The sequence below is a fragment of the Viridibacillus sp. FSL H8-0110 genome (genome assembly GCF_038003565.1).
Taxonomy (GTDB): domain Bacteria; phylum Bacillota; class Bacilli; order Bacillales_A; family Planococcaceae; genus Viridibacillus; species Viridibacillus arenosi.
On record NZ_JBBOPJ010000001.1, the window covers coordinates 1,525,117 to 1,550,921 of the forward strand.

The window sequence follows — 25,805 nt, forward strand, 5'->3', positions numbered from 1 at the left end:
GGATTAAAAAAGAAGGACTGATTTCACATGGGGATTAGGAATTTAATTCATTAACACACCTTTCAGATACTAAAAAAGGAGTGTTATTTAATGAACAAGAATGAACAATTTTATGACAAACAATACGAATGGATGACTCAAATATTTGATGCAAAAGTAGATGCTTACCATCAAGAACTAGTCGAGTTAGTTGAGAAAAAAGGCTTAAAGAGAAATTTAAACATTCTAGAGCTGGGTAGTGGCAACGGAGAATTCGCAGTAGCAGCAGCGATGCATGAACATCACGTTTCAACTGTTGAAATCATTCCACATGCCATTAGTAAAATGTTTGAGCTTGCCGAGGAGAATAACGTAACGAGAAGAATTAAGGCTCATCAAGGCAGCTTTTATACCATTTCGCTTGCTGATAAATTCGATGCTATATGTTATTGGGATGGTTTTGGGGTTGGGACAGATGAGGATCAACAATTATTACTTCACAATATTGATTATTGGCTAAAACCTGATGGTACAGTATTCATAGATGTTTACGCACCCGCGTATTGGGCCAAAACAGCAGGGCAATTTATGGAGCTTTCTCAGACAGTTTGTCGACAATATGATTTTGATATAGAAACTAATAGAATGTTAGATAATTGGTGGTTGACAGATAACTCGGATGAAAAAAGGCAACAATCGTTGCGCTGTTATGAAGTAGCTGATTTCGAAAAAATGTTAGTAAATACTTCATTAGCTATTGAAGAGATTATTCCAGGTGGCAAAATGGACTATGATAGTTGGATTTTTCATCAGCAAGTACCAATTGAAGAAGCAATGATATATACAGTAATTCTACGGAAAAAGTGAGGTCTAGACTATGACGTATTTTATCCGTCCTGCAACAAACGAAGATATAGCAGGTATAGCGAAAGTACATGTAGACAGTTGGCGCACAACGTACAAAGGAATTGTAAAGCAAGATTACTTAGACAAACTAACATATAGCAGTAGAGAAGCATCATGGAAGCGTAATATTGAAAGCGAACAGAATCTTATTCTTGTTGCAGTGAATGAAGAAGAACAAATTGTAGGTTTTATAAGTGGCTCTAAAACACAAGAAGGTGAATATCCAACATATGATGCGGATCTTACAGCTATCTACTTATTTGAGCATGAGCAAGGAAAAGGAATAGGCAAAGCTATGTTAAAACAATTATTTGCAGAGTTTAAAAAACTCAATTACAAATCATCAATTGTGAAAGTATTAGAAGACAATTCATCTTGTCGCTTTTATGAAGCGATGGGTGCAAAATTTATCGACTCAAATCCAATTCAAATTGGTGGTGAACAATTAGCAATACTTACGTATGGTTGGCAAGAAATTTAGTGTTTTGTAAAAATGAAAGCAGCCGATTGTAATGATCGGCTGCTTTCTATCTTTATTTCTAATAGTCAATTGAAAATCAAATTAGTCACCAAATGCGAATATTAATTCTGTCTCGCAAACAATTTCCCCATCTACAGTAGCGATTCCTTTGCCTTTCCCAATAGCACCTATTACTCGAGTGATTTCAACTTCAAGGCGTAGCTGGTCTCCAGGTATTACTTGGCGTTTAAAACGGCATTTATCTATTCCAGCTAAAAGCCCTAAACGTCCTGCATTGCCTTCTTTTGTAAGCATAACGATAGCACTTACTTGAGCTAATGCTTCTACAATTAATACACCTGGCATAATGGGATAGCCAGGGAAGTGCCCATTAAAAAATTCTTCATTTGCACTTACGTTTTTTATGGCTACTGCTTTTTTGCCTTCTTCTAATTCCAGGACTCTGTCTACTAATAGAAAAGGGTAGCGATGTTTAATGATTTCTTTTATCTTTTGTGTGTCTAACAATATGTTTTCCTCCAAGATCATAAATTGATACCTCTTTATATTAACACCTGGTACTAATGGTTGATAATGTTTTTTATAAATTATTAGAAAAACGTATGAAATGGAGTTTTATTAATTATATTTTTAAGTTATTAAATTCTGCACATATGGCACACTAGTTTCCTATTATTTATGTGGCACATATTTTAAGAGCATAAAAAAGCGTTCAACAAGTGCTATTGCACAGGCTGAACGCTTTTTGTTTTTAGAAAAATACTTTTTCAGTATTGTATTTCGCACGGAAATGGTTGATAGCAAATGTTTCATAAATTTCACGTTCCATTTGATCTTCAACAACGAATACTTCAATTTTATGAACTTCGTTACGGTGATCTTTAATAGGTGAAACGTTATCTTCAAAGTGCTTTTTCACACGTTGGCGGATTTTACGTGCTTTACCTACGAATAAAAGCTCATTTTCTTTGTTAAAGAACATGAAAAAGCCACCTTTATCACGAGGGATTTCATGAAAATCAATAAATCCATAGATTGAAGGGATAATCGCGTCACCTTCTTTAATTTTTTGTTCGCGTTGACGAATTACTACATCTGGTTTTGGCATTTCAATTTTGATCAAAAAAATTCACGTCCTCATTATCATATAGTAGTTAATGCTACCATAATTGTGTTAGAAAAGCTATTGGATTTAGTAGTTGACGAAATACACGTCTATTATAAAAAAATTGAATTGCCATCATAAAACTAATATTTGTTTATTTATCTGAAAAATCTATCCGTATCAATCATTATCAACATTCAGTTCAAGTTGTGCAGTGATGTCGATACCATTTAGCGCTTGTGTGGCAAGACGGTCCGCCTCAGCATTCGATTTTCTTGGAACGAGCTCGTATTTAGGACGAATACTAAGCTTTTTTAATTTCTCGTCAATTCGATCTGCCCAGCTCGATAAATCTTTTTCTAGTAAAGCCCATTCTCCGCTCATCTGGTTGATGACAACTTGTGAGTCTCCAATGAAAACGACAGGTAGATGGTGAACATTTAATCGCTCGAGCTCCACAAGACTCAAATGAAGTGCGGCATATTCAGCCTCGTTATTTGATTTCAGCAATTCGGAAGGAGCATTCTTCCTCACCCTGTACGATTTTCCACTCTGTTCATAATAAATAACGCAGCCTAAACCAGCAGTGCTAGTCGTACGATCAAAGCCACCATCGAAATACACTGTAATATTATGAGGTTCAGTTTCAATTTCTTTAATGTAACGTTTCAATTCCTTGATTGTCCAAGTGCTGTCAAACGAGTCAGTAAAGATTATACTTTTGGCGCGTCCTGTCCGCTCAAGATCCTCTGCTATTAACAGTCCTTTAGCTGCAGGCATCCCCTCGGAGCGGAATGTAGTTTCCGCTCCTCTTGGTGTTTTGTAAATCCATTCGATTGAGATGTTCATCGTCATTCCTCCTATGCCTTTGATTTAATAATCTAAGATTAAAAACACACCATTAATTAAGGCATATTAACAATAGCTTATTGTGGTTAGTCTTATTTGAATTATTAGATTTTAAGATTTTAGTGGTGAGTGTAATATTATTTTTATTTGACCAGTATTTGAAGGTGAATCGAAACAAATTGAAAAATATAAGCAAAGACTTCTTTGAAGTATAATTCTGAAATCGCCTTTATAACGTTGTTTTGTATATAAATATTAATATTAATTTTTCCTTAGTACAGCATAATTATACCCGAAAAAATCCTAGAGCTTACATTACAGGAGTAAAGAAATTACGCTGCAAAAATTAAGTGTCCGAGCTAGTAGTTAATACATTTTATGGACGGAAGTTGAACCTTTCACAAAGTATAATTTATCGCATTCGGTAAATATTAAGACAACGGCGTTTTTGTAATAATTATTAAGCTTGGTAGGTGATGTATTGATTCGTAAGAATATATTATTTCTGACTGTTTGTGCTTTAATCATCTCAGTATTTTATGCTGGTTTTAGTATTGCTGAAGAAAAGGGACGTAGATACTACGAAGAATCTGGACAAATGCTTTGGGATATAAAAACTGAAGAGAAGATTATCGCTATTACATTTGACGATGGACCACATCCAAAATATACAGGACAAGTTTTAGATATACTTGCTAAGTACAAAGCTAAAGCTACTTTCTTTGTCATTGGAGAAATGGCAGAAAAACATCCTGAATTGGTTTTAAGGGAATATAATGAAGGACATGAATTAGCTAATCACACATATTCTCATCCTTATAAGACGTCACCAAAGGATTTTGAAGAAGAATTAAAAAAGACAAATGAAATAATATACAGTATTACTGGCTTTTCTCCAGTGTTATTTCGTCCTGTTGGTGGACAATTTGATGAAAAAATGATCAATATTGCGACTGAAAATGGGTATAAAGTTGTAATATGGTCCTGGCACCAAGATACGGAAGATTGGAAAGGGATTTGGTCCCAAAAGATAATAAATAAAGTACTTCAAGGTTCGAAACCAGGTAATGTGATACTGTTTCACGATGGTGGAGGAAATCGGACTCAAACGTTAAAGGCACTTGAGAAAATAATACCTGAGCTTCAAAAGCAAGGGTATAAATTTGTTACAGTTTCTGAGCTTATTGCTAGTGTAAATGGAAAAGTGAGTAAATAATGGGTTTCGATAGCTTATAATTGATATGGAAAAACGCCAAACGAAAATTGATTAATCAAAAAGTGAAATCCTACTCTTTCTAAAATTAACAATGCAAATATTACAAAAGCGTTTGGCGATGCTGTTAGCAAATGCCGAACGCTTTTATACATTTTGAATTGAAAGATGCGACTAGAGAAGTTTTAAAAAAAGTATGGGAATCGCATTGGATATGCTTTTCGTATAGTCTTTTTGTATAACATATCCCAATAATGTAGTATTTTCATATCATTGAATAATCATTTACTTATTATATAATAAGTAATGGTTGCGATTATTAATAAAATAATAGGACTATATATTTATTTATTTAGGTTGGTGAGATGTTTTAGCATGTCTGAAAATCGTTGTTACATACATAAAGTGAAAGCTGCCGAGGTGTTAGTAGACGAGAAAATTGTTGTGTACTGTCCAAAATGTGCTGAAGCTAATATACATAAAATTGTTTTACAAGAAGAGAAGATATCAAAATCTGAAGAATTATCGGACATAAGAAAGAGACGCCATGTTGCAATGAAAGAGCTGTGGAAGAGCCTGGTGTTTGCATTTTACTTAGAATGTTTACCTATATTCATCACTTTGTTTACGCATTCGCCCAAAAGTTTATTCGAATATATCTCTGGAGTAAAAGAACTGTATAGTCAGTTCCTATTCCAACCTATTATTCAACTCATTGCCATTGGTTTTATTGCACTTGGAGGGTATTTCTGGATTGCTGCTATTAAAAGTCTGAAAGAGTTAAAAAAAGAGGAAGCTATTTTATTGAAACCTTTTGCAAATGAAAATGAAGTCCATGAGAAATTCCAAACGCCAACTAAGATCAATCAAGTGAATGAATTTGTGAGAAATGTTAAAAAGAAATACGATAGTAATTTTTTTAGTCAACGAAAAATGTATCAAATGAGTCCATACGATTTCAAATTGTATATGGCGAAACAATTGCAAAAACTTGATTTTGAAAATGTTCGTTTAGCTAGGGACGATAGTGACTTTAAAGTGGATATATTTGCTGATGGGCCAAACGGCAAAGTGGCGTTCCGTTGCATAAATAATGTCAATTTAGTCAAAATGGAAGATGTACATAAAATTGCAGTTGAGAAGGTATATTATGATTGCGAATCATCTATCTTAGTAACCACTTCATCTATAACGAAGGATGCAATGGAGTTAGCTGAGACATTGCGAGTGACAATATGGAATGATCAAGTTTTGAAAGAGAAAATAATCTCTATTGAAAATGAACAATGGAGCGATCATTTACAAGACTTTTATGATTACTCTGATCAAAATTTGAAAAAATATACGGAATTTGAAATGAGAAGATTAGCTCAGTCATAATATTTTTTTAAAAAACTATTCGACAAAAAAAGATAATGGGTTCAGTTTTAAATAACAACATTAAATAGTATTACAAGAGGGTAAGGAATCTCGTATGATTTCTTATCCTTTTTTAGTTGTTAAACCTATTTTAGTTACACTATAGGGAGTGAAAATCCAGTTAAAAATAGTGAAGGATATCAGGTTGAAATGTTAAAGGTCAAGAAAAATTGGTTAAATTAGTAGGTTATTATAATTTAGGAATGGAAATGGTTATATTGATAGGTGCTTTCATTGGCATTGCAGAAATATTATTTCCAATTTTGGAGATTGGATATGTCATTTTACAAGGTTATGTAAATACAAAAGTGGTTGAATAAGATGAACAAATAGCAAAAGGTGGCTACAAAGCTAAGCTGTCACTGTGACACATGTAGATACGTCTACAGGCGTTGAAGCTAATTTTGAAGAGTTAAGTTCCAGTTGTGAAAAAGCAGTTGCAGAATGACATTTTAAACACATTGGAGGGATTGGAGAATGAGCGAGATTGAACAGGCAGTAAATCACAGAACAATCATCGTGGGAACGATTAAAAGATTTGGTTATACGACAGCACTCGAAAAACAATTCGAATCACATTTAAGTACAATCATGAGCCTTACAGGGCTTTGCAGAGGTAAAGCGGCAGATTATGCCATTGAAGTTGATGGACGGTTGAATGTGCAGGGAAAGGGGTGAGTGGCGTGATGGAAATCATTATGGAACGTGAACGCGAATTAGTTTTATTGTCCTGGAGACAGTATGCACGAATGGCGAAAATTTTTTATGTAGGGTCGATAGCCTAAGCTTAAAGAAATTTCGATGATTCTCTTGCGGATTAGAAAGGCCACTTCCATCAAGAAAGAGACCCTCTTATTACTTAGTAATCTGCTTCAATACGAATAGCTTGAATTGCTTGGCAGTCTCCGATAAGTGTTGAACCAGGTTCAGTTTCTGGATCACTAAAGAATGCGCAACAATTTTTCTGGTCTAAGTTAATAAAAACGACAACTTCTATCACTTGACCACCTTTTAAGAAAACATCTACTTCAGTCTGCGTTTGTAATCGTCTTAATTGATCATCTGCGCAACAATTACACCGATGTGCTTCTTTCTCTTGGTGAGATTGCTAATGACACTTACAACACATACAACAATTACAACACATACAACACTTACAACGATGTTCATCTTTCTCATGGTGATGTTGTTTCTGACACTTACAACAATGTTCATCTTTCTCATGGTGATGTTGTTTCTGACACTTACAACAATGTTCATCTTTCTCATGGTGATGTTGTTTCTGACACTTACAACAATGTTCATCTTTCTCATGGTGATGCTGTTTCTGACATTTACAACACTTACAACGATGTTCATCTTTCTCGTGGTGATGTTGTTTCTGACACTTACAACACTTACAACGATGTTCATCTTTCTCATGGTGATGTTGCTTATGACACATACAACGATGTTCATCTTTTTCATGGTGATGTTGCTTCTGACACTTCTGACACTTACAACCATCTTTCATAATACTCATTTTCAAGACCTCCTTCCCGATTCGAATGACTTTCATAGATAACATATGGCTTAAAATGAAAAGAGGTTGTGCAATTTGTCCAAATAAAAAAATTTAATTTTAAGCTCTTAAATCCATCACATTCTTTCGTTTTCAAATTATCTTGTTCTTAAACTGAAAAAGTAACATTTTGATAATACACATTATGAGCACTATCAAAACCGGGAGATTAGCATGACCATCTATTCATGTACAAAAGAGAAACTGTATTATGGACGGAACGATAAATGAGATATAGGAACGACGTGGTGTTAAACCCGAAACAATAAGGTTTTATCAAACACCAACATTTCATAGAAAATCGAAGAATGTCCGAAACTGTTTGGTGCTTGTAAAATTGGAGGATTGAACAGGGAACTAACAGTAGATGAACGTGAAGGAATATTAAATACACTAGAAGTTTTTGGAGAGTATCCTGGTGGTGTTTACAAAAGCAGCTATATCGAAACTAAACAGGCAAAAGAGCAAGAGCGCATCACTGTTTTTTTCGATTCTTTTTCTTGGTCGATGTTACAGCTGCATTTAAACTGCCGACAACATTTACACTCTTTTGTTTCTTCTTTATTTATATTCTCGTGCTCATCACATCTTATTTGCCTGTGTATACGCGCCTGCCAGTTACCAACCCTTATAATTTTAGGAGTCCCCCAAAAAGTCACCCAAGTTTCCCACTGGTAAAGATGGGGAATGAAAGAGGTGGTTATTCAGAAAGTATCACCCATCGTTGATATATAGCTATTCATGATTTAACGTGAGGGGAGTTGAAGTAAGGCAACTATTTAGTTAATAGATATCTGGCTTTTTTTATCAATTGGATATTTTAAGAAAATACATATTTCATATGATTCAGTATGAATGTCCGTCTAAAATGTTAATTATCCACCTAAATAACCATATACCTGTCAAAAAATTATGTATATAATTTTAGTATATTTATAAATTTGGAGGATAATTATGAAAAAAAATCAATTAAATTTCTTTAAAATGATGTTAGCACTAGTAGTTGCTTTCGCGTTTGCATTTGGCGCATCAACAAATAAAACGGAAGCCGCAACAACTACTCAGGTAGATACGATTACTTTAACAAAAGACAAATCAAAAACGCTTGATAGAAAATTTAGCAGTATGGGCACGGATGTTATAAAAGTAACAGTACCAGCTGATGGCTTACTTACGATGAAACTAAATAATCCTAAAGAACGTGAAATAGCTCTTCTACTACTAAATGAATTTGATACTAGTCAATTAGAAGATATCGAAGATTTTGATCTATCCGCATTAGAAAAATTGGAAGGTACATTTAATGATGTAGAATTATTCGGTTATGCTATAAATTCAGAACTTACTTGGTATGATCCATCAATGCATTCCATTTCTGTTGGTTTGAAGAAAGGTACATATTATCTTGTAGCATATAAGTTAGACTTTGGAAAAAATAAAAGCTACAGTACTAAATTAACTTTTAAAGCAGGTAGCAACTATGAAAAAGAATCAAATAATACAGCTTCAAAAGCAACACCAATCAATTTAAACAAATCATATAATGCATCATTTAATCTTTTTGATGAAGATGATTATTACAAAGTAACTGTTCCACAAGCAGGTTTCTTGAAAGTTTATGCGGACCAAAAACATAGTACGAAGTTTAGAATGAAAGTTTTAGATGATAAAAAGAAAACGGTTAAAGGTTTCAAAGTAACAAAAGATAAACGAAAATATACTGGTTCTGTATATTTACCAAAGGGTACTTATTATGTGAAAGTAAGTTCAGATATGATGGATTCAATGTATGACAGTGTATCATACACGTTAAAAACTTCAGTAAAATCAACTAAGCTTAAAAGTTCAGCTGTAAAAGTGATTAATAAAAAAGGTACTAAAAACGATAAAGTACAAGTTTCAAACTTAAAAGCTGGATCAACAGTAAAAGTTTATGCTGATGCTAGCAAGAAAAAACTATTAGCTTCAACAGTAAGTACTACTGATAAAGCTTCAATGAGTCTAAAAACATTAAGTAGCAAAGGCGGTAAATTATATATTACCGTTAAAAAACCTAGTATTTCTGAAAGCATCGTATTAAAAGTGAACTATTAATAAGTAAAGCCACTAGCGAAGTGAGAAACGCTAGTGGCTTTTTATGAATTTAGGTAATTTTGTAATGACATTTAAAATTAGTAGGAGAATTTGAATATATAAACGACATATTCTCCTATATAAAACCTTATGATAGCAAGGGGTTAATCAAGTATAATAAGATAGAGGTACGTTTGAATTACTGATGTAAACTAATTATTTAACTTGATGTATGAAGTATAGAAAAGTAGTGATTTTGATTATAAAGTCATCACACTATGTTAACGAAAAAATAAAATATATAATAGGTAAAGCTATCTATTATCAAAAATGAATAGAAATTGGTTTTTAGTTATACATATTACGTTATTTGGCAAATATGTGTGTAAAGGATATAAACGATTTTCAATATAGATGAGGTGTTTTATATAGAAAAGCAATTGGCAAAGAGGATGATCGCATTAATGGCAGTATTAAATGAAGATATACAAAATATTGATTTTAATGTATCTACTCAAATAGCAGCGTATATGCAGGAAGGGTTGTTGGGTGACTTTGCAACAGCTACGACCGGGATTGGCTATTTTTACAATAATATAAAAGAATATGACAAAGCGGTCCAATGGTATAAATTAGCTACTGAATTAAATGTCGCAGAAGGACAGTTCTGTTTAGCTAATTACTATTATGAAGGGCTTGGCGTTCAGGAAGATATAGAAAAAGCCTTTCAACTCTATGAACGAGCAGCATTACAAGGTCATGCAGACGCAGCCAATAATTTAGCGGATATGTACTTTAATGGTGAATATGTTAAAGAAAACATGGATGAAGCCTTTAAATGGTTTACAATAGCATCGAATGCTGGTGTAAAAGAAGCTCAATTTACTCTAGGCATTATGTATGAACAAGGTCTTAGTGTAAAAGAGAATATGGGGCAAGCATTGTTATTATATAAAACTTCAGCAGAAAATGGCTATACAGAAGCGCAATATCGACTAGGAAATATGTATGATCAAGGCATTGGGGTAAAAGAGAATAAGGAGCTAGCTTTTCAGTGGTATAAAAAAGCCGCGGAAGAAGGCAACGTAGATGCTGAATATAATGTTGGCTATATGTTTCAAAATGGAATTGGAACAACCGTAGATTACGATTTAGCACTAATATGGTATAAGTGTGCAGCAATGCAAGATGATGCAAGTGCGAATGTGCGCATTGGAGAAATGTACGAATTTGCATTGGGCGTCCCGATGGATATTAATCGTGCAATTGTTTGGTATGAACGTGCCATCAGTGCGGGAGATGAGTTAGCTAAAAAGCATCTCGAACGTTTAGGGAGTTATTAATAGTTGGTAAACCTGATGAGTAGAACAGCACTCATCAGGTTTTTTCGTTTTTGGAATGAGGGTAAATATAGAAAGGTGAATAATACCGTGTGAATATTGTACTCTTTATTTTCTTTTTGATAATATCATACAATTAAAAATGGCAATAGATCATCAACTTCTATCTGTTAATGATTTAGCAAAGTATCATGAAAAAGCACATCCAAAGGGATCATCATCACCTTAGATGCGTTTTTATGTTTTAAAGAATAAACTTAGTTTTATATTACACACGGACAAATCTATATCGATCTTTTATATACCGTTTAAAGTAGATACCTTTTGAATCTGCTTCCATTAATTCGTTATAAATTCGTTCAGGAACGCCGAAATATTCAAACACACCATCTTTAAACTCAATTCTTAAAATCATTGCACTAGGGTCGAAGCCCACATTTACTAATTTTGATGAAGTAACAGAAACCATATTCATAACGATCCCCTCCTAATTTCAGTATAAGCGAAAGCGCTTTCAAAAGATAGGTAATTGTTTTATATTGTAATATTATATTGACTTTTCCAATTCAAATAAATTACTGTTTAAGTATGGAATACTATATTTTTTTAATTCGATATTAATGTAAAAAAATATTTATTATTAGGAGAAGGAATAATGATTAGAATGGCTACAACACTAGACTTTGAGGAGCTTGCTTACTTTTTGTCCAGCTGCAATGCAAATTCAAGACGACATATTGGTTACTGTGGTCAAGGTGAGCAAGAAATAAGGTCTACATTACGACAAGAATTTTCAGACTTACCCTTTGAAAATTCTATGATTATTGCAGTTGAAAATGAACAGATTGTTGCAGCAATAGGGCTTGATTTCGATAAGGATGACCAATCTGCTGAAGTATGGGGACCGTTTGTTCAAAATGATGAAACAGAAGTACTGTTACCTGAAATGTGGATGAAGTTATGTCAACAGCTGCCAATAGCCTTGGAACACCCTCAATTTTTTATCAATATTGAAAATGAAGTCGCGATAGCTTTTACAAAAAACATCGGAGCAAAAATGTCAGGGCATCATTATATATTACATATAGAACGTCTAAACCATAAATTTGAAAGCTCGAAACATATTCATAAATTAGACTCAACCAATGTAGAAGGCTTTCAAAACTTACATGACTTAGCATTTCCGAAAACGTATTATAATGCACAAACGATATTGTCTCGTCTGAATGAGAATCGAGTTGTGTTTTGTTATGTTGATCATGAAGAAATAAAGGGATATGTCTATGTAGAAGCAGATGCCGAAAATGGAGAAGGTACGATTGAGTATATTGCCGTGGATGTTCGGTTTCGGAAGCAAGGTATCGGAAGAAAATTGCTATTGCATGGATTAGATTTTTTATTTACATACGATTCGATTGCTGAAATTTCTTTAACTGTTCAACGAAATGAAAGTGGCGCAATTCATTTATACGAATCAGCCGGCTTCGACATTGTACATGAACTTGTATTTATGAAGTGAATTTTTAAATAACAGGGGGCATCACTATGTGGGAACAACGATTAATTGAAACATCTCGTGGAATGTTTGAAATTTTTGTAAAGGGAAGTGGCTCGCCGCTTTGTGTAACACATTTATATAGCGAATTTAACAGTAATGGCAACACAGTAGCGAACCCTTTTACTGAGTATCATACTGTATATTTAGTGAATCTAAGAGGGGCAGGACAATCTGCACCATCTCTCACAGAGCATGATTTAAACATGAGAGAATCAGTAAAGGACTTAGAGGCCATTCGAGAAGTGCTACATCATGAAAAATGGGCTTTTGCAGGGCATTCAACAGGAGGCATGTTAGCGCTAGTATATGCTATTTTAGCAGAGCAATCTTTAACGAAAGTCATCTCAGGAGGAGCGGCAGCGTCTAACGAATATATGCGACATAAAGGTAGCATATACTGTAAAGACAATGAAAATAATGAACGCATCAGAGAAATTATGCAACAGTTAAATGATTCTCAAATGCCTCTGGAAGAGCGTCGAAAGTTAAATCGTGAGTGGACTGAGATGTCTATCTTTTATAAAGATCGCTATGATGAATACTTTAACCGTCCAAATAGCGGGAAAGTAGTAAGTGATCGTCTAAACTACTATTCGTATGTTGAATTAAAGAACTATGATTTGAGAACACAGCTACCAGAAATCACTGTTCCGACATACATATACTGCGGATTATATGATACACAATGCCCTTATGATTTTTCACGAGAAATGGCGGAGCTAATACCAAATGCGAAGCTGTTTACGTTCGATGAAAGCAACCATTATCCATTCGTTGAGGAAGAGGAGAAGTTTGCTGAATTTGTTAAGGCTACACTTTAGATTTATAAGAAAGCTGCTGCTGGAGTTTAGAATTGACTTTCTCCAGCAGCAGCTTTCTATATTTCAGCAAAAGAGAGATTATACTTATTAAACATATTAAGGAAGTAAAGTGCTGTATCAAAAGCTTTTTGCTTATAGGCAGTAAGCGCGCCTCGAATAAACCACAATGATATAAAGTCTTTTAATAAAGAGATATTAATAGATTCAACTTTAGAATAATATGAGATAAAACGATTGATATAGTGTCTAATCTCATTAGCATTTAAGTTTGCTGGTACATTTGATGTGAGGATTGCAGCTAAATCAAAATAAGGGTGCCCGATTCTAGCCTCACCAAAATCGATAATAAATACTTCTTTGTTAAAAAGAGTATTCCAAATACCCAAATCGGCGTGAATCCATTGTTTTTCAATCGAAGTTCTAATCACTAATTTTGTTATTTTCTTTTCCATTTCTAACACTGGAGGGAAGCGTTTATCTTGACTCCAATTTTCTTTAATAGCTTCCCAAGTAGTTAAAGTATTAAAGCGATCATTTTTCACTTTATTGCTTTTAAAAGAGCCCATAGTATTTCTAAGTTCAAAGAACACGTTAATCCATTTTTCCATTGGTACATCACTTTTAATGGAAGCAATGAATGATTGCAAATGGAAAACCTGACCATCAATTTGAATAAATGAATTACCTTCATAAGTAGGATGAATTGTGGGTACTATTTCTCTAGAACAATTTGTATTCAAATGCTGATGTAATAAAAATTCAAATTCTGCATCTGAAATGCTCTTTAGAGAACGCAAAATAAAACAATCAGAAAGCGTGTTAATTTTAAAAGTCAGGGAGGTTTGACCTTGATGTATTTGTTCAAAGGATTCGATTTTATCTAACGTGTATTGATATTCAATCTTTTGTAAATGTTCATATAAATGCATATACGACCTCGGATTCTTTTGACATTAATGTACATTATAATTGATTATTAGCTAAATATCTTAGGGATTAATGTAAATTACTAATAAAAAAACCAGGCGTATAAAGAGCGCCTGGTAAACCGGTATTAATCTTCAAATAAATCATCCATTAATTCATGGATTTCCTTATCTCGTGTATGTCTAGCTGCAGGGTCAATTGTGACTTTTCCTTGGTGAAAGATTAATACATCACCAGGTTGTGCACCATTTGGTAATTCAGTGATGGCGATATCCTGCATTCCTTCTTCAAACTCTATGACGGCTATTTGGTTTTCAAAACGATCAATTATCCCAGTTTTCATCATTGATTTTCCTTTACAGATATTTCTGAACCTGTTGATTTGAATACTATATTGCCCTGTTTATCAGTTCTATATACTTTTGCGCCAACTTTTTTTAGTCGATTTAATGTAACAGCAGTAGGGTGACCATAGCCATTTGTAGCACTTACACTAATGGCAGCATATGTTGGTTTCGCTTTTGCTAAAAATGCGTCAGATGTCGCTTCCTCAGCTCCGTGATGACTTACTTTTAGAACGTCTACTTGTGGTATCAAATTTTTTGCTAACATGTCATCTTCAGCAGGGAATTCAGTATCACCAGTGAATAGGAATTTATTATTACCATTCTGTAAAAGTAAAACAGCACTCCAGTCATTTAAATCACTTTGACTATATGTAGTAACGGGTGCGATAAATTTTAGTGATAAATTTTCTTCCGTCGTCGGTATTTCCACTCCTGTTTTTGCTTGTGTAATTTTCAAACCCTGGTTCTTCACAGCAGTTAAGAAATTTTTGTAAGCAATTGTAGTATGACTAACTTTTGGTGCGTACACTTTCTTTACTTCTATAGAATTTATGACTTCAGCAAGGCCACCAACGTGGTCAGCATCCGGGTGAGTAGAGACGACAGCATCTAATGTTGTCACATTGTTCTTTTGTAAGTAAGCAATGACTTCATCGCCAGCCTCTTTATTACCCGCATCAATTAAAATATTTTCTTTTTTGGACTGTATTAAAATAGAATCCCCTTGGCCAATGTCGATTATATGTACTAATACATCGGATGCTTTACCTGTAAAAGTCTGGTCTGTTGATTTGTTTGAATCATTTGAGTCAGTAAGTTCAAAAATTAATCCAATAGCAATTAATAAAACTATAAATATACTTGTTTTTTTCATATAAAACCCTCCATTTACCACTTTAACATTGTTAGTACCTGATTTGTAGGGAGGTGAGAATTATTTAATAAACGATTACTTTAAAAACAATTACAAATAATTTGAAATAAATACAAATTTTAATGACTTATCAGTAAGTAACGAAAAGAGGTGATGTGTTGAGCAACTTACAACTTAATATAGAAGAGCTATATGATGAGTATTACTACTATGTGCAACATAAAAATAAAATCGTAAAACATAGACCAATGACTTCCAAACACTTTATGATGAAAAAAATCAATATGGAGTGGAAGATTTCGCAGGCTATAAAATAGGCGATACCATTACAATTCGTGATGTAGTAAAAGATATCATCTATGACGGTGACCAGAATTTATCTACAGTGAAATTTAATACGCATCAAAATGCTTATACTTTGCTGGTATTTAAAGGAGATGTACGTAGCCGAATAGAAGTTAATAATAGAGTCACATTGCATTTCAAAGTTGTAACACTTATAGACTCTTTCGAGTATGAAACACTTGAAATAGTAAGGAAATGGGAAGAGGGTGTGTATCCTACTATCGATGATTATTTAATTAAATAGAAGTGAGAGGGGTATCTTAAATGCACTATCAAATGTATGAAACACGTCATATTTACATGGTACTAGCCAGTTGTACTTTATTAATTTCTCCTTTATTTGTATTGCTGGTACCATTTGGGGTTGCAGAAACAATCTATTATCAATATGGTGTTCATCTTGTGTATGCACCGTCTATCAATTATTGGGTGTATGGAGCGGGATTGTTTTTAATCATTTTGGGATTTTCCATATTATTTTTATTAAAAATAAATAAAACTTCAATCGTGGTTGCCTTCGTTTGTTTGATTGGTAGCGGTGTTCTTTTTTACGGTGCAGCAAAGTCTTTTGTCACGATAACTGACGATACTATTACTTATCGAGGAGTTTTTGCAACAGAGGAAAGTAAATATGAATGGAATGAAGTAAGTAAGGTCACTTATTATAGAATGAGCGAAATGGATCCAGAAGCTTCATATTATGAATTTCAATTTAAAGACGGAGAGGTGCTTACATTAAAAGAGAATGGAAAAGTACGTGAGGTTAAAGGTTTGATAGAATATAGCGTCATGAATGCGGATGGGGAATTTAAAGTAATTGAAAAAGAAGAAGAATAATACACAAAAACCAGCTCCGAGAATAATTTCTCGTTAGCTGGTTTTGTTGTGGAGGCTTTAAAAATTAAAGAAAATCCCGATTAGAGAGTATATGATAATAGTAGAGAACAAAATAGTCATATGGTATAGAGAAAAAATAAACATTGATTTTGCCCATTTCTCTGGGTTCTCTTTTTTAGTCCCTGAAATACTAATTAGCAGCCACCAAATACTTAGAATAAGCGCAACTAACATAAGACCAATACTTAAAGTACCAAGTAAAAGGCTAACTCCTATTAATAAAACTAAATAGATATTTGTTTGAATATACGTACGGCGCATCCCTTTTACTACAGGAAGCATTGGTACGTTTGCTGCTTTATAATCGTCATGCTTGCGAATGGCAATCGCATAGAAGTGAGGCATTTGCCATAACACAGTTAATACAAATAGCCCTATAATAGCAGGGTGTGTTATATCTTGAGAAATTGCTGCCCAACCAATTAGAGGGGGCATTGCTCCTGAAATACTACCGATTTCTGTATTATATATAGTTCTACGTTTGCTCCACATTGTATAAGGAACCACATAAACAAATAAACCTATGAATCCCATAAGTGCAGCCATCGGTGTTGCATACGCAAGAGCACCTAAGCCAATAATCGTCATCGCAATAGCTAAAACAAGGACAGTTTTAGCACTGATCGTACCAGTTACAGTTGGTCTACTTTTTGTTCTTTGCATGACAGCATCGATATCACGGTCATATAAATTATTAAATGCACCAGCTGCACCAATTACTAGAGCAGAACCAAATAACGCGCAAATAATCTCTAGAGTTTTGTCAAAAGGGCTTATTTGATTTTTATATAAAGCTAATGTTAATCCTGCAATCATAGGGATCAAATTTGATTTGATAATTCCAGTCTTAACCGTTTGGGCTAATATTTTTGATAGAGGTTGTTTCGGCATCGTTTCGGACGATGATTCTACACTCTGATCAACTTTTACATCACTTTGCATTGTAAACCTCTTTCCTATTAATCATAAATAATAATACTTTTTAAGCTCTATATTATAGTATCTCTTAAAAACTGCAAAAGTTCCAGTAAATCAGAGCATAATTCTACGCAGATAGTACTTTTTAGACACAAAAATAGTAATAAATTCTTCACATTATTCATTGTTAGAAGTTGTATCATTTTTATTAGAATATTGAAACGATATAATTCGTAATTTTTCGTATAATAGTGAATAACTTGTTTTTGCTAGATTAAACTAAAAATTAATTCGAATAATCTAGTGTGAAATTAATGAATGTATTTGGAATTCTCCTTTAATACTATTAAAGTTAGATTAATACCTGTTTGGAGGAGACATAGACCATGAAAACAGAGAGAATGCTCTCGATTTTGATTTATTTATTACAGAAAAAGAAAGTTTCTGCTGAAGAATTAGCAATTAAATTTGAAGTAAGTAAAAGAACGATATATCGGGATATGGATTCATTATCATCAATCGGTATTCCTATTATTTCATATTTAGGGAAGAATGGTGGTTTTACCTTAATCGATACTTACCAATTAGATAAATTCACCTTTAATGATGTTGAAAAAAAGTTCTTATTGGAAGGATTATCATTGAAAAATGAATTATTTAATAGTCATCAATTATCAATCTTACAAAGGAAAATAGAGCTATTGCAAGAAAATAATGAAGACTATCATCCGCCAATTACGGTACTATCATCCACATTACATCGAGAAACAATAGAAGCAGAAACAAAAGTAAAGGTAAAAAACATACTTTCTGTAATTGAAGACGGACATAAAATTTGCATCTCATATGTATCACAAACTGCGAATTTATCTAATCGTATTATTCAGCCATTAAAACTAAATTTTATGAATGGTAGCTGGTATTTAGAGGCTTATTGTGAAGATAAAGAGGCTTTAAGATTATTCAAGTTAACTAGAATAAGAAATATGGAACTCATAAAGGACAAAGCTAGATCCGTTTATAGTCATAGCAATTGTTATTTAGCGAATAGCGATTCGAATATGGAGCAGATTATATTATTGTTTTCAAAAAGTGAACTAGGAAAATTATATGATTTTTTTACTGATGATGAAATATCAATACTTGAAGATAGACGTCTTAAGGTAACCTTTAATTACGACGTTAACAAAAATATACTGCCATTTATAATGATGTTTGGTAGACATGTAAAAATTCTTTCTCCACAATGGCTGAAAGATGAATATATGAATGAAATAGAATTTATTTATAAAAGATGACAGACAGTTGTCATATTATGAATGATATTCTTCTAGTATAAACGAGTAGGAGGAATTGCAATGCATACAGCAATTAGTAAAAAACAGATTTTTGGGAAAAGTGTTAGAACAAATAATCAAAATACAGACGCAATAGTTAGACTGTGGGAGGAGTTTCTACGTTTAAATTTAACGGGTGAAATCTATGCAGTTTATAGTAATTATGCAAGTGATTTTACAGACGATTACGATCTACATATTGGTACTGAAGAGCCAAATACAAATGATGTTAGTACCATAATTCCAGAAGATAACTACCTTGCCATAGAAGTAGATCACAAGGATCCAAAAGGTGTTTTCAAAGCTTGGGAGAAAATCTGGAAAAGTGATATCAACAGAGCTTATAAAACGGATTTTGAGCATTACTGTGAAGACGGTAGCATTAAGATCTATCTATCGGTCAATTCATGACTAGTAAGTTTGATCACTACCAGGAGAATGAACATATAAATAAAAAAAACCGACAATTATCAGTTACTGAACCTAGCTGTCAACATTCTTGGACTGATTCTGTCACAATTCATGATAACCTTATTGCAACGAGGGAACTAGTCTATAACCCATGTGGATTTGTATTTTCTCACCCCAAAATTGAACCACAAAACGCGGCATATGGAGCATATGTATTTAAGTTAAATGATCTCTCGATTAGATTTCGCGTCGCTAAAATAACACCTACAAAAATCGGTCAATTTGTGACGCTATGGGAGAGGGTTGGGGATGGATCAATTCAACCTTATGACCTATCAGATTCAATCGAATTCTTTGTCATTAGTGTCAAAAAAGATGATCAATTTGGCCAGTTTGTCTTTCCGAAAGCTGTTTTATATAAGCAAGATATAATATCCAATAAAGGACAAGGGGGTAAACGTGCATTTCGCGTTTATCCACCTTGGGATAACCCCAAAAGCAAACAAGCTAAAAAAACACAAGAATGGCAACTAAAATATTTCTTAGAAATTCCTAAGGATACAGTAGTAGACCGTGTTCGTGCGAAGATCCTTTATAGTATAAAATATTAGACATACTTAACATATGGACTTTTGTATCGTATTCTAGGCAACCGTTTTGATCATTCTAGGCCAAATTGTATACGCCCATTATAACTTAATAATTATTCTAAAATAAAATGTTGACAAAAATGAAACAAGACCGTATAGTATGGGATATTGATTTAAAATTTTCTGAAATAATGTTTCAAAACGCATTGATTAGGAGTAGTAAAAGCTCATTATTTGGTCTAGAGAGCTGCGGGGTGGTGCAACGCAGTCCAATAATACTTTGAACTTGCCTATGAGTGGTAAAGTGAAATGAATAGACAGACTATTCTTTTTACTTTAACGTTTAACCTTCGTTACCAGGTTTTTAAAGTTGGGTTCATGAATTAGAACCAATAAGAGTGGTACCGCGGTTTGCATAAGGCATATCGTCTCTTCTTTCATTTGATGATGAAGGAAGAGACGATATGCTTTTTTTGATTATTGGAGGTAAGGATATGGAAAGTGACAAACAAAAATTACAAAGAACAATGACTTCACGACATATTACGATGATGGCATTAGGTGGAGCAATTGGCGCAGGATTATTTAAAGGGAGTAGTGCAGCCATTGATATGGCAGGACCAAGCGTACTACTTGCTTACCTAATTGGTGGTATCATTCTATTATTTGTTATGCAAGGATTAGCTGAAATGGCAGTCCGAAATAGCAATGCAAGGACATTTAGAGATCTAGTTCAATCTATTTTAGGAAAGTACCCAGCATATTTTTTAGACTGGATTTACTGGAAAATGTGGGTATTAAACATTACCGCAGAGTCTATTGTTGCTGCAATCTTCATTCAATATTGGCTACCAGATTACCCAATTTGGATACTTGCTTTGTCAGTGTCAGTGTTAGTTACAGTTATCAACTTACTATCAGTAAAAGCTTTCGCTGAAACGGAGTACTGGCTTGCGTTAATTAAAATCACTGTAATCATTGTGTTTATCATAGCAGGGTTTATCTTACTGCTCGTTACTTTTGGTGATCATACAGCTGTTGGATTTTCTAATCTAACGAGTCACGGTGGTTTCTTCCCGAATGGCCCGACAGGTTTAATTACGGCAATGCTTGTAGTTATTTATTCTTACGGAGGAACAGAAATTATTGGTGTCACATTAGCTGAAACGAAAAATCCTGAAAAAGTGGTACCAAAAGCAGTTCGCAGTACATTAGTACGAATCATTTCTTTCTATTTAGTACCATTTTTAATTATCGTCAGCTTGATTCCTTGGAATGAAGTTAACGGAGTACCAGAAAGTCCGTTTGTGATGGTATTCAAAATGATCGGTATCCCAGGGGCAGACCATATTATGAATGCGGTTGTGTTACTTGCGATTATTTCATCGATGAATTCTGGATTATATGGTTCATCACGCGTTCTATATACTCAAGCTATGGACGGGCGTATTCCTAAAGTATTTTCAAAATTATCGAAAAAGAAAGTGCCAGTATATTCAATACTATTATGTACATCTGTCTTATATATTGGCGTGTTAATTTCATTATTTGCTGGGAGCAAGACTTTTGATTTTCTAATGGGTTCCCTAGGATATACGGTATTATGTATTTGGTTAATCATTGCAATTGCTCATGTGAAGTCTCGAAAAAAACAGCCTGGGCAAACGAGTGCTTATGCCGTAAAATGGTTCCCATATACAACTTGGTTTGCCATCATTGCTTTAAGTGCGATTCTGATTGGTATTATTTTCACAACATCAATTATCGTTACTAGTATTACACTAGCAATCTATATTTTTATTACTATAACTTATGTTTATAAGGGTCGTTTACATCAAAATGAAGCATAATATTTAATAGAGAAAACGCTTGGAAGATAAATGATCCAAGCGTTTTTTTTATTTTTTTATAAAATCAGCAATTAGCTGAACGGTCTGTCTAGTCTCATCTTCAAAAAATTCCATCTTACTAAAGTAGCTATGAATTAATCCAGGCATAACCACATGGTGTGTTGGAACACCTGCTTCGTTTAAACGGTTTGCATAGGAAACGCCTTCGTCAAAAAGAACATCATATTCAGCTGCAATAACAATAGCCCTTGGTAAATAGCTTAAATCATCTTGTAGGAGAGGAGAAACGGCACTGTTTCGATAATCTTCTTCATTATAAACATAATGCTCTCCAAACCATTTCATACCGACACGATCTAATCCTAGATCATTAGCATAGTTTTCATAAGAAGTAGTGGTCATATCCATATTCGTCACTGGATAGATTAGTGCTTGTGCAGTGATGAGTGGACCATTTTGCTCTTTTGCCATATGTGTAACAACTGTTGCTAGGTTGCCACCGGCACTATCTCCTGCAACGATAATATTCGTAGAATCTCCATTTAAATCAGCAGCAAACTCATAGACCCATAAAAGTGCATCGAAGGCGTCATTTAAAGGAATTGGGAATTTAAATTCTGGTGCAAGGCGGTAGTCGACAGAAACAACTATGGCATTTACTTCAGCTGCTAATAAGTGACAACCTGCATCCGCCGTTTCTAAATTACCGAAAACCCATCCTCCTCCATGATAATAAACAATGATAGGGAAAGGACCTTTACCGTTTGGCGTGTATATACGAACATTAATTTCACTACCATCTCGAACAGGTATTTTACGATTTATTATTTGTTTTAGTAAAGGTAAATCTATCAATGGTTTTGGACATTGAGCTCTTGCTGCTCGAACCTCCGCTGGTTGATGAGTATAGTATTTGGGTGATTTATTAGCGTCTGCGATATATTGTTTAGATGTATTTGTTAGGTTAAACATTAAATTATTCATCAAATCATCCTTTCAAGTTCAAAGTTAGATTAATTTGATTATACACTATTCCTATAAGAAAGGTAGGTATTTGTTTTTAGCTAATAAAAAAAGACAGAATTTAACGCTATGTAGCGAAAAGTTCTGTCCGAGAAGATTTTATGATAAAGTTTCATCTTTTTTGATAACAGCCGTTACGGCATCGTAAATGGTACTAGCGAAATGGTCATTTTGCAAGGAGGTGACACCTTGGATGGTAGTACCCCCAGGTGAACAAACTTGATCGACAAGTTCCCATGGGTGTTCGTCAGACTCTAATATCATTTTAGCACTGCCTAGTACGGAGCTGGCGGCAATTTCTAATGCCATTTTCTTATCCATACCCTCACGCACAGCAGCTCTAGCTAATGAGTCAATATATAAATAAGTAAAGGCAGGGGATGCACCACCAATAGCCGAGAAAATTGTAAATAGATTTTCTGGTAATTCTATAATAGAGCCAATAGTTCCAAATAGAGATTCTACGACTTCTTTGTGCTGTTCATTAACAGTTGAAGAAATGGAGTAGCATGTTGTGGAAGCACCAACGATGGCATTTATATTGGGCATAACGCGGACTATGGGTGTGTCTGTTTGTATATTTTGTTGTAAATATTCAATTGATTTTCCTGCTGCGACTGAAATAATAAGATGATTTTCTTGGATATATTTTTGCACCTCTGATAATATTTCAGGTAATACTTGGGGTTGTACTGCTAATACAATGACATCAGCATTTATCATAATATCTTTAATAGAGTCACTTGCAATTAGCCCATAGTTGCCCACAAGATGATTTGTTTTAGCAACTGTTCGGTTATAACCATAAATGTCTATGGCTGAAAATTGTTTACTATTGTGCATGCCTTTAATAATGGCAGAAGCCATACTACCAAGGCCGATAAATCCATACTTCATTCTTACACTCTCCTAACATATTCTATCAGTATAGTACAGACTGTTAGTGTTGGATAGTGTTTGATATTAACAACTCATATGTAATTTATTTATCGATATTTGACTTATCAAAAAACAAAAAAACATCGTAGTCAAATGCACTACGATGTTTTTTTGTTTATAGGTTTATTCAGTAGCAAGCATTTCAACTTTTGCTAACAATTCTTCTCTTTTTTCTTTCAGCTTTGGAGATTTGCTTACTTCGAGTGCTTTATTGACTGCTTCAAGTGCTTCTTTCCACTGATTTTGTTGTTCGAATAGACTGATTAACAGTAAATGTAATCTTGTGTATTTAGGGAACAGTTCAAGTCCCTCATATGCAGCTTCGAAAGCTTCGTCCATTCGGCCTAAATCACGTAAAAGTTCACCCTTCAATAAGCGTGGTCTGTCATAAGTTGGTGATAATCTGATGGATTCTTCTGCTAACTGAAGTGCCCAATTCTTTTTGTTTGTCTTAGAGCAATGTATTGCTAAAATACGATGATACTCAGTTGATTTTGAACGTAGTGTTCGTTCATAATTAGGGATAGGCTGCTCTGCCATGAATCTTTTTACAATATCCTTTAATACACCTATTTGAGATAAATAAATTGAAATACGGTGTCCAGCATATGGGTAGTAAATGTACTTAGCATTTGGATAAGCTTTCTTAATTACCTTTTTCATGTATTTACTATCAATAGCATCCTTAGGGTCGTAAATAATCGTCGGAGTAATCCTAGGATTATAAGGATGCTGTAGTTCGTGTTGGAAAACCGTTTCAACTCTCATTTTAGTACCATGGTTAGGATGCGCAGAGTTTCTTGGACTGAGTGCTAGAATATTACAATCAATTGTTGAACCAAAGTACAATGCACTATAGCCACCTAGGCTAGTACCATAAGCGAATTTTTTATCATAACCAGCTGCTAATTTTGCAACGGTCTCGTAATATTCTTCTCTTGAGATGTCTTGATGATAGTTTTTAGTTGTTCTTCGTCTTAAAGAGATAAGATCGACTCTTTTTTTCTTCAATAAGTTGAAGGCAAATGGTGTTCTTTCCCATGTTTTATCAATGGAATCAAAGGTTGCAAATACAGTATTCGTCGGTTCTATGAATTTATAGAATTCAATTCTACTCTCGCCATTATCAAATAACGTGACTTTTCGATACCCATCTACAAAAATTTCAGGCAACTCATCAACATACTTTGTCAAACATTCAGCGAATAATGATCTAGCTTTTTCATGCTCGCCTACAATTTGATAGGCAATACTTAAGTCAACGAGCACCGAAGCTGGTACCTTTTCACCTAAAAATTGCACGAGTTCTTCAACTCTTTGAATTGCTATTGGCCAGTTTTTTGAGGCAAATGCCAATTCGACGTATTTATAATGAAGTGTTTCATCCGCAGGGTTCTCTTTCACAAGCAGTTCAAGTATTTCACCTGCTTCTGAATAGTGTCTGTTATTAATCAAATATTTATATAGTTTATAAGTTAGGGTCGAGTCTGTTTTTCGTGAAATATTAACTAAAATTCTTGGTAAATGCTTCGCCACATCGCTCCAATTTTTTTGGCGAGCATAAATTTTCATCAATTCAGTATGAACAGATAGATTCAGTGGATATATTTTTGAACCTTCTTCTAACAACTTTTTCGCTTGGGCAACCTTATTATCACGTTTCAGTTGTTTGGCAAAATCAATATAGATAGATTTGCTTGGGACAGCTTCATTTTGCGCTAAAATGTTTTCGGCAATTTGAGTGATAGCATCCTTATTTTCATTTTGAGTAGATATAAACATGATAATCTCCTTTTTAAGTTTCAAAGCTAGTACAGTTTAAGCTTTTTTAAATCAATTCTGAGTAAGGAATAGGAAACTAGTGCTCATTTCCCGTGTCAAATTACATTAACTCTATCAATTAAATCATGAAAATCATTGGTAATGGGACAAATCAATGAATTTGTTATAAAACTGTTACAAGTGTTACGAAACTTATATATAATTGTAACCTAAATGATACTTAATTGGTTGTGGAAATGGTATTTTTATGCCTATATTGA

29 protein-coding genes and 1 other annotated feature are annotated in these 25,805 nt (G+C 33.9%); of the genes, 16 read left to right on the top strand and 13 right to left on the bottom strand.

Features of this window, described 5'->3' with window-relative positions; all coding sequences use genetic code 11:
- The first annotated feature begins 90 nt into the window (after positions 1 to 90).
- Both MHH98_RS07490 and MHH98_RS07495 read left to right on the top strand, forming a co-directional pair.
- Positions 91 to 846 carry a class I SAM-dependent methyltransferase gene (locus MHH98_RS07490; RefSeq protein WP_340712383.1) on the top strand — a complete coding sequence of 252 codons (756 nt, stop codon included), beginning with the start codon at positions 91 to 93 and terminating at the stop codon, positions 844 to 846.
- Between the two features lie 10 nt (positions 847 to 856).
- Positions 857 to 1,366 (top strand): GNAT family N-acetyltransferase, encoded by a 510-nt coding sequence (locus tag MHH98_RS07495; protein ID WP_038184684.1) that lies wholly within the window; start codon positions 857 to 859, stop codon positions 1,364 to 1,366.
- Between the two features lie 81 nt (positions 1,367 to 1,447).
- Here the strand turns inward: MHH98_RS07495 and fabZ are convergent, their stop codons facing one another.
- The 3 genes from fabZ to MHH98_RS07510 all read right to left on the bottom strand — a co-directional run bounded on the left by fabZ (position 1,448) and on the right by MHH98_RS07510 (position 3,320).
- Positions 1,448 to 1,873 carry a 3-hydroxyacyl-ACP dehydratase FabZ gene (gene fabZ / locus MHH98_RS07500; RefSeq protein ID WP_038185006.1) on the bottom strand — a complete coding sequence of 142 codons (426 nt, stop codon included), beginning with the start codon at positions 1,871 to 1,873 and terminating at the stop codon, positions 1,448 to 1,450.
- Between the two features lie 244 nt (positions 1,874 to 2,117).
- Positions 2,118 to 2,489, bottom strand: a complete 372-nt coding sequence (locus MHH98_RS07505) for a nucleotide excision repair endonuclease (protein WP_053416132.1) — start codon at positions 2,487 to 2,489, stop codon at positions 2,118 to 2,120.
- Between the two features lie 162 nt (positions 2,490 to 2,651).
- A complete protein-coding gene (locus tag MHH98_RS07510) occupies positions 2,652 to 3,320 on the bottom strand; it encodes a ribonuclease H family protein (protein ID WP_340712385.1) in 669 nt (222 codons plus the stop codon).
- Positions 3,321 to 3,804: 484 nt separating this feature from the next.
- Here MHH98_RS07510 and MHH98_RS07515 point away from each other — a divergent pair, with 484 nt between their 5' ends.
- The 4 genes from MHH98_RS07515 to MHH98_RS07530 all read left to right on the top strand — a co-directional run bounded on the left by MHH98_RS07515 (position 3,805) and on the right by MHH98_RS07530 (position 6,630).
- Entirely contained in the window at positions 3,805 to 4,536 is a 732-nt protein-coding gene (locus tag MHH98_RS07515) for a polysaccharide deacetylase family protein (RefSeq protein ID WP_051448707.1), read from the top strand.
- Positions 4,537 to 4,908: 372 nt separating this feature from the next.
- Positions 4,909 to 5,913, top strand: a complete 1,005-nt coding sequence (locus MHH98_RS07520; RefSeq protein WP_340712387.1) for a restriction endonuclease — start codon at positions 4,909 to 4,911, stop codon at positions 5,911 to 5,913.
- A 209-nt stretch (positions 5,914 to 6,122) separates the two neighbouring features.
- Positions 6,123 to 6,272, top strand: a complete 150-nt coding sequence (locus MHH98_RS07525) for a hypothetical protein (RefSeq protein ID WP_155981184.1) — start codon at positions 6,123 to 6,125, stop codon at positions 6,270 to 6,272.
- A 157-nt stretch (positions 6,273 to 6,429) separates the two neighbouring features.
- Complete coding sequence (locus MHH98_RS07530; protein WP_038184671.1) at positions 6,430 to 6,630, top strand: hypothetical protein; 201 nt, start codon at positions 6,430 to 6,432, stop codon at positions 6,628 to 6,630.
- 181 nt (positions 6,631 to 6,811) lie between these two features.
- Here the strand turns inward: MHH98_RS07530 and MHH98_RS07535 are convergent, their stop codons facing one another.
- Complete coding sequence (locus MHH98_RS07535) at positions 6,812 to 6,952, bottom strand: hypothetical protein (RefSeq protein ID WP_235175727.1); 141 nt, start codon at positions 6,950 to 6,952, stop codon at positions 6,812 to 6,814.
- A 50-nt stretch (positions 6,953 to 7,002) separates the two neighbouring features.
- Positions 7,003 to 7,458 carry a hypothetical protein gene (locus MHH98_RS07540; RefSeq protein WP_340712389.1) on the bottom strand — a complete coding sequence of 152 codons (456 nt, stop codon included), beginning with the start codon at positions 7,456 to 7,458 and terminating at the stop codon, positions 7,003 to 7,005.
- Between the two features lie 1,009 nt (positions 7,459 to 8,467).
- Here MHH98_RS07540 and MHH98_RS07545 point away from each other — a divergent pair.
- Both MHH98_RS07545 and MHH98_RS07550 read left to right on the top strand, forming a co-directional pair.
- The gene (locus tag MHH98_RS07545) at positions 8,468 to 9,607 is read left to right on the top strand and encodes a hypothetical protein (RefSeq protein WP_038184658.1); all 1,140 of its coding nucleotides are present in this window, start codon (positions 8,468 to 8,470) and stop codon (positions 9,605 to 9,607) included.
- Positions 9,608 to 10,050: 443 nt separating this feature from the next.
- Positions 10,051 to 10,929, top strand: coding sequence for an SEL1-like repeat protein (locus MHH98_RS07550; RefSeq protein ID WP_051448701.1), 879 nt, complete (start codon positions 10,051 to 10,053; stop codon positions 10,927 to 10,929).
- A gap of 265 nt (positions 10,930 to 11,194) precedes the next feature.
- Here the strand turns inward: MHH98_RS07550 and MHH98_RS07555 are convergent, their stop codons facing one another.
- Positions 11,195 to 11,401, bottom strand: coding sequence for a KTSC domain-containing protein (locus tag MHH98_RS07555; protein ID WP_038184655.1), 207 nt, complete (start codon positions 11,399 to 11,401; stop codon positions 11,195 to 11,197).
- Positions 11,402 to 11,581: 180 nt separating this feature from the next.
- On the opposite strand from MHH98_RS07555, the gene MHH98_RS07560 reads away from it, so the two are divergent.
- Positions 11,582 to 12,445 carry a GNAT family N-acetyltransferase gene (locus MHH98_RS07560; protein WP_076034658.1) on the top strand — a complete coding sequence of 288 codons (864 nt, stop codon included), beginning with the start codon at positions 11,582 to 11,584 and terminating at the stop codon, positions 12,443 to 12,445.
- A gap of 26 nt (positions 12,446 to 12,471) precedes the next feature.
- Positions 12,472 to 13,305, top strand: coding sequence for an alpha/beta fold hydrolase (locus MHH98_RS07565; RefSeq protein WP_340712392.1), 834 nt, complete (start codon positions 12,472 to 12,474; stop codon positions 13,303 to 13,305).
- Positions 13,306 to 13,361: 56 nt separating this feature from the next.
- On the opposite strand, the gene MHH98_RS07570 is transcribed toward MHH98_RS07565, so the two are convergent.
- The 3 genes from MHH98_RS07570 to MHH98_RS07580 all read right to left on the bottom strand — a co-directional run bounded on the left by MHH98_RS07570 (position 13,362) and on the right by MHH98_RS07580 (position 15,453).
- The gene (locus MHH98_RS07570; RefSeq protein ID WP_076034656.1) at positions 13,362 to 14,234 is read right to left on the bottom strand and encodes a phosphotransferase; all 873 of its coding nucleotides are present in this window, start codon (positions 14,232 to 14,234) and stop codon (positions 13,362 to 13,364) included.
- A gap of 125 nt (positions 14,235 to 14,359) precedes the next feature.
- Positions 14,360 to 14,575 carry a DUF3006 domain-containing protein gene (locus MHH98_RS07575; protein ID WP_038184634.1) on the bottom strand — a complete coding sequence of 72 codons (216 nt, stop codon included), beginning with the start codon at positions 14,573 to 14,575 and terminating at the stop codon, positions 14,360 to 14,362.
- Positions 14,575 to 15,453, bottom strand: a complete 879-nt coding sequence (locus MHH98_RS07580) for a ComEC/Rec2 family competence protein (protein ID WP_340712393.1) — start codon at positions 15,451 to 15,453, stop codon at positions 14,575 to 14,577. The genes MHH98_RS07575 and MHH98_RS07580 overlap by 1 nt, the downstream gene beginning before the upstream one ends.
- 289 nt (positions 15,454 to 15,742) lie before the next feature.
- Between MHH98_RS07580 and MHH98_RS07585 the strand changes: the two genes are divergently transcribed.
- Positions 15,743 to 16,042 (top strand): hypothetical protein, encoded by a 300-nt coding sequence (locus tag MHH98_RS07585; RefSeq protein ID WP_038184630.1) that lies wholly within the window; start codon positions 15,743 to 15,745, stop codon positions 16,040 to 16,042.
- A 20-nt stretch (positions 16,043 to 16,062) separates the two neighbouring features.
- Positions 16,063 to 16,635 (top strand): hypothetical protein, encoded by a 573-nt coding sequence (locus MHH98_RS07590; RefSeq protein WP_076034654.1) that lies wholly within the window; start codon positions 16,063 to 16,065, stop codon positions 16,633 to 16,635.
- A 57-nt stretch (positions 16,636 to 16,692) separates the two neighbouring features.
- Here MHH98_RS07590 and cyoE read toward each other — a convergent pair whose 3' ends face one another.
- Positions 16,693 to 17,637: a heme o synthase gene (gene cyoE / locus MHH98_RS07595; protein ID WP_051448700.1), complete on the bottom strand. Its 945-nt coding sequence runs from the start codon at positions 17,635 to 17,637 to the stop codon at positions 16,693 to 16,695.
- A gap of 362 nt (positions 17,638 to 17,999) precedes the next feature.
- Here cyoE and MHH98_RS07600 point away from each other — a divergent pair, with 362 nt between their 5' ends.
- The 4 genes from MHH98_RS07600 (at position 18,000) to MHH98_RS07615 (ending at position 21,801) form a co-directional block, all read left to right on the top strand.
- Positions 18,000 to 18,911 carry a helix-turn-helix transcriptional regulator gene (locus MHH98_RS07600; protein WP_340712396.1) on the top strand — a complete coding sequence of 304 codons (912 nt, stop codon included), beginning with the start codon at positions 18,000 to 18,002 and terminating at the stop codon, positions 18,909 to 18,911.
- 60 nt (positions 18,912 to 18,971) lie between these two features.
- A complete protein-coding gene (locus MHH98_RS07605; RefSeq protein ID WP_038184621.1) occupies positions 18,972 to 19,361 on the top strand; it encodes a GyrI-like domain-containing protein in 390 nt (129 codons plus the stop codon).
- Positions 19,358 to 19,972, top strand: coding sequence for a MepB family protein (locus tag MHH98_RS07610; RefSeq protein ID WP_164491926.1), 615 nt, complete (start codon positions 19,358 to 19,360; stop codon positions 19,970 to 19,972). The genes MHH98_RS07605 and MHH98_RS07610 overlap by 4 nt, the downstream gene beginning before the upstream one ends.
- Before the next feature lie 176 nt (positions 19,973 to 20,148).
- Positions 20,149 to 20,387 (top strand) — a binding site (T-box leader).
- A 58-nt stretch (positions 20,388 to 20,445) separates the two neighbouring features.
- On the top strand, positions 20,446 to 21,801 hold the full coding sequence (locus MHH98_RS07615; RefSeq protein WP_038184993.1) for an amino acid permease: 1,356 nt from the start codon (positions 20,446 to 20,448) through the stop codon (positions 21,799 to 21,801).
- Between the two features lie 48 nt (positions 21,802 to 21,849).
- Here MHH98_RS07615 and MHH98_RS07620 read toward each other — a convergent pair whose 3' ends face one another.
- From MHH98_RS07620 to MHH98_RS07630, 3 genes are all read right to left on the bottom strand, one after another.
- Positions 21,850 to 22,785, bottom strand: a complete 936-nt coding sequence (locus MHH98_RS07620) for an alpha/beta hydrolase (RefSeq protein WP_340712397.1) — start codon at positions 22,783 to 22,785, stop codon at positions 21,850 to 21,852.
- 138 nt (positions 22,786 to 22,923) lie between these two features.
- Positions 22,924 to 23,721 carry a pyrroline-5-carboxylate reductase gene (gene proC, locus MHH98_RS07625; protein WP_038184619.1) on the bottom strand — a complete coding sequence of 266 codons (798 nt, stop codon included), beginning with the start codon at positions 23,719 to 23,721 and terminating at the stop codon, positions 22,924 to 22,926.
- A 165-nt stretch (positions 23,722 to 23,886) separates the two neighbouring features.
- Positions 23,887 to 25,545, bottom strand: a complete 1,659-nt coding sequence (locus tag MHH98_RS07630; protein WP_038184617.1) for a tetratricopeptide repeat protein — start codon at positions 25,543 to 25,545, stop codon at positions 23,887 to 23,889.
- Positions 25,546 to 25,805 lie beyond the last annotated feature (260 nt).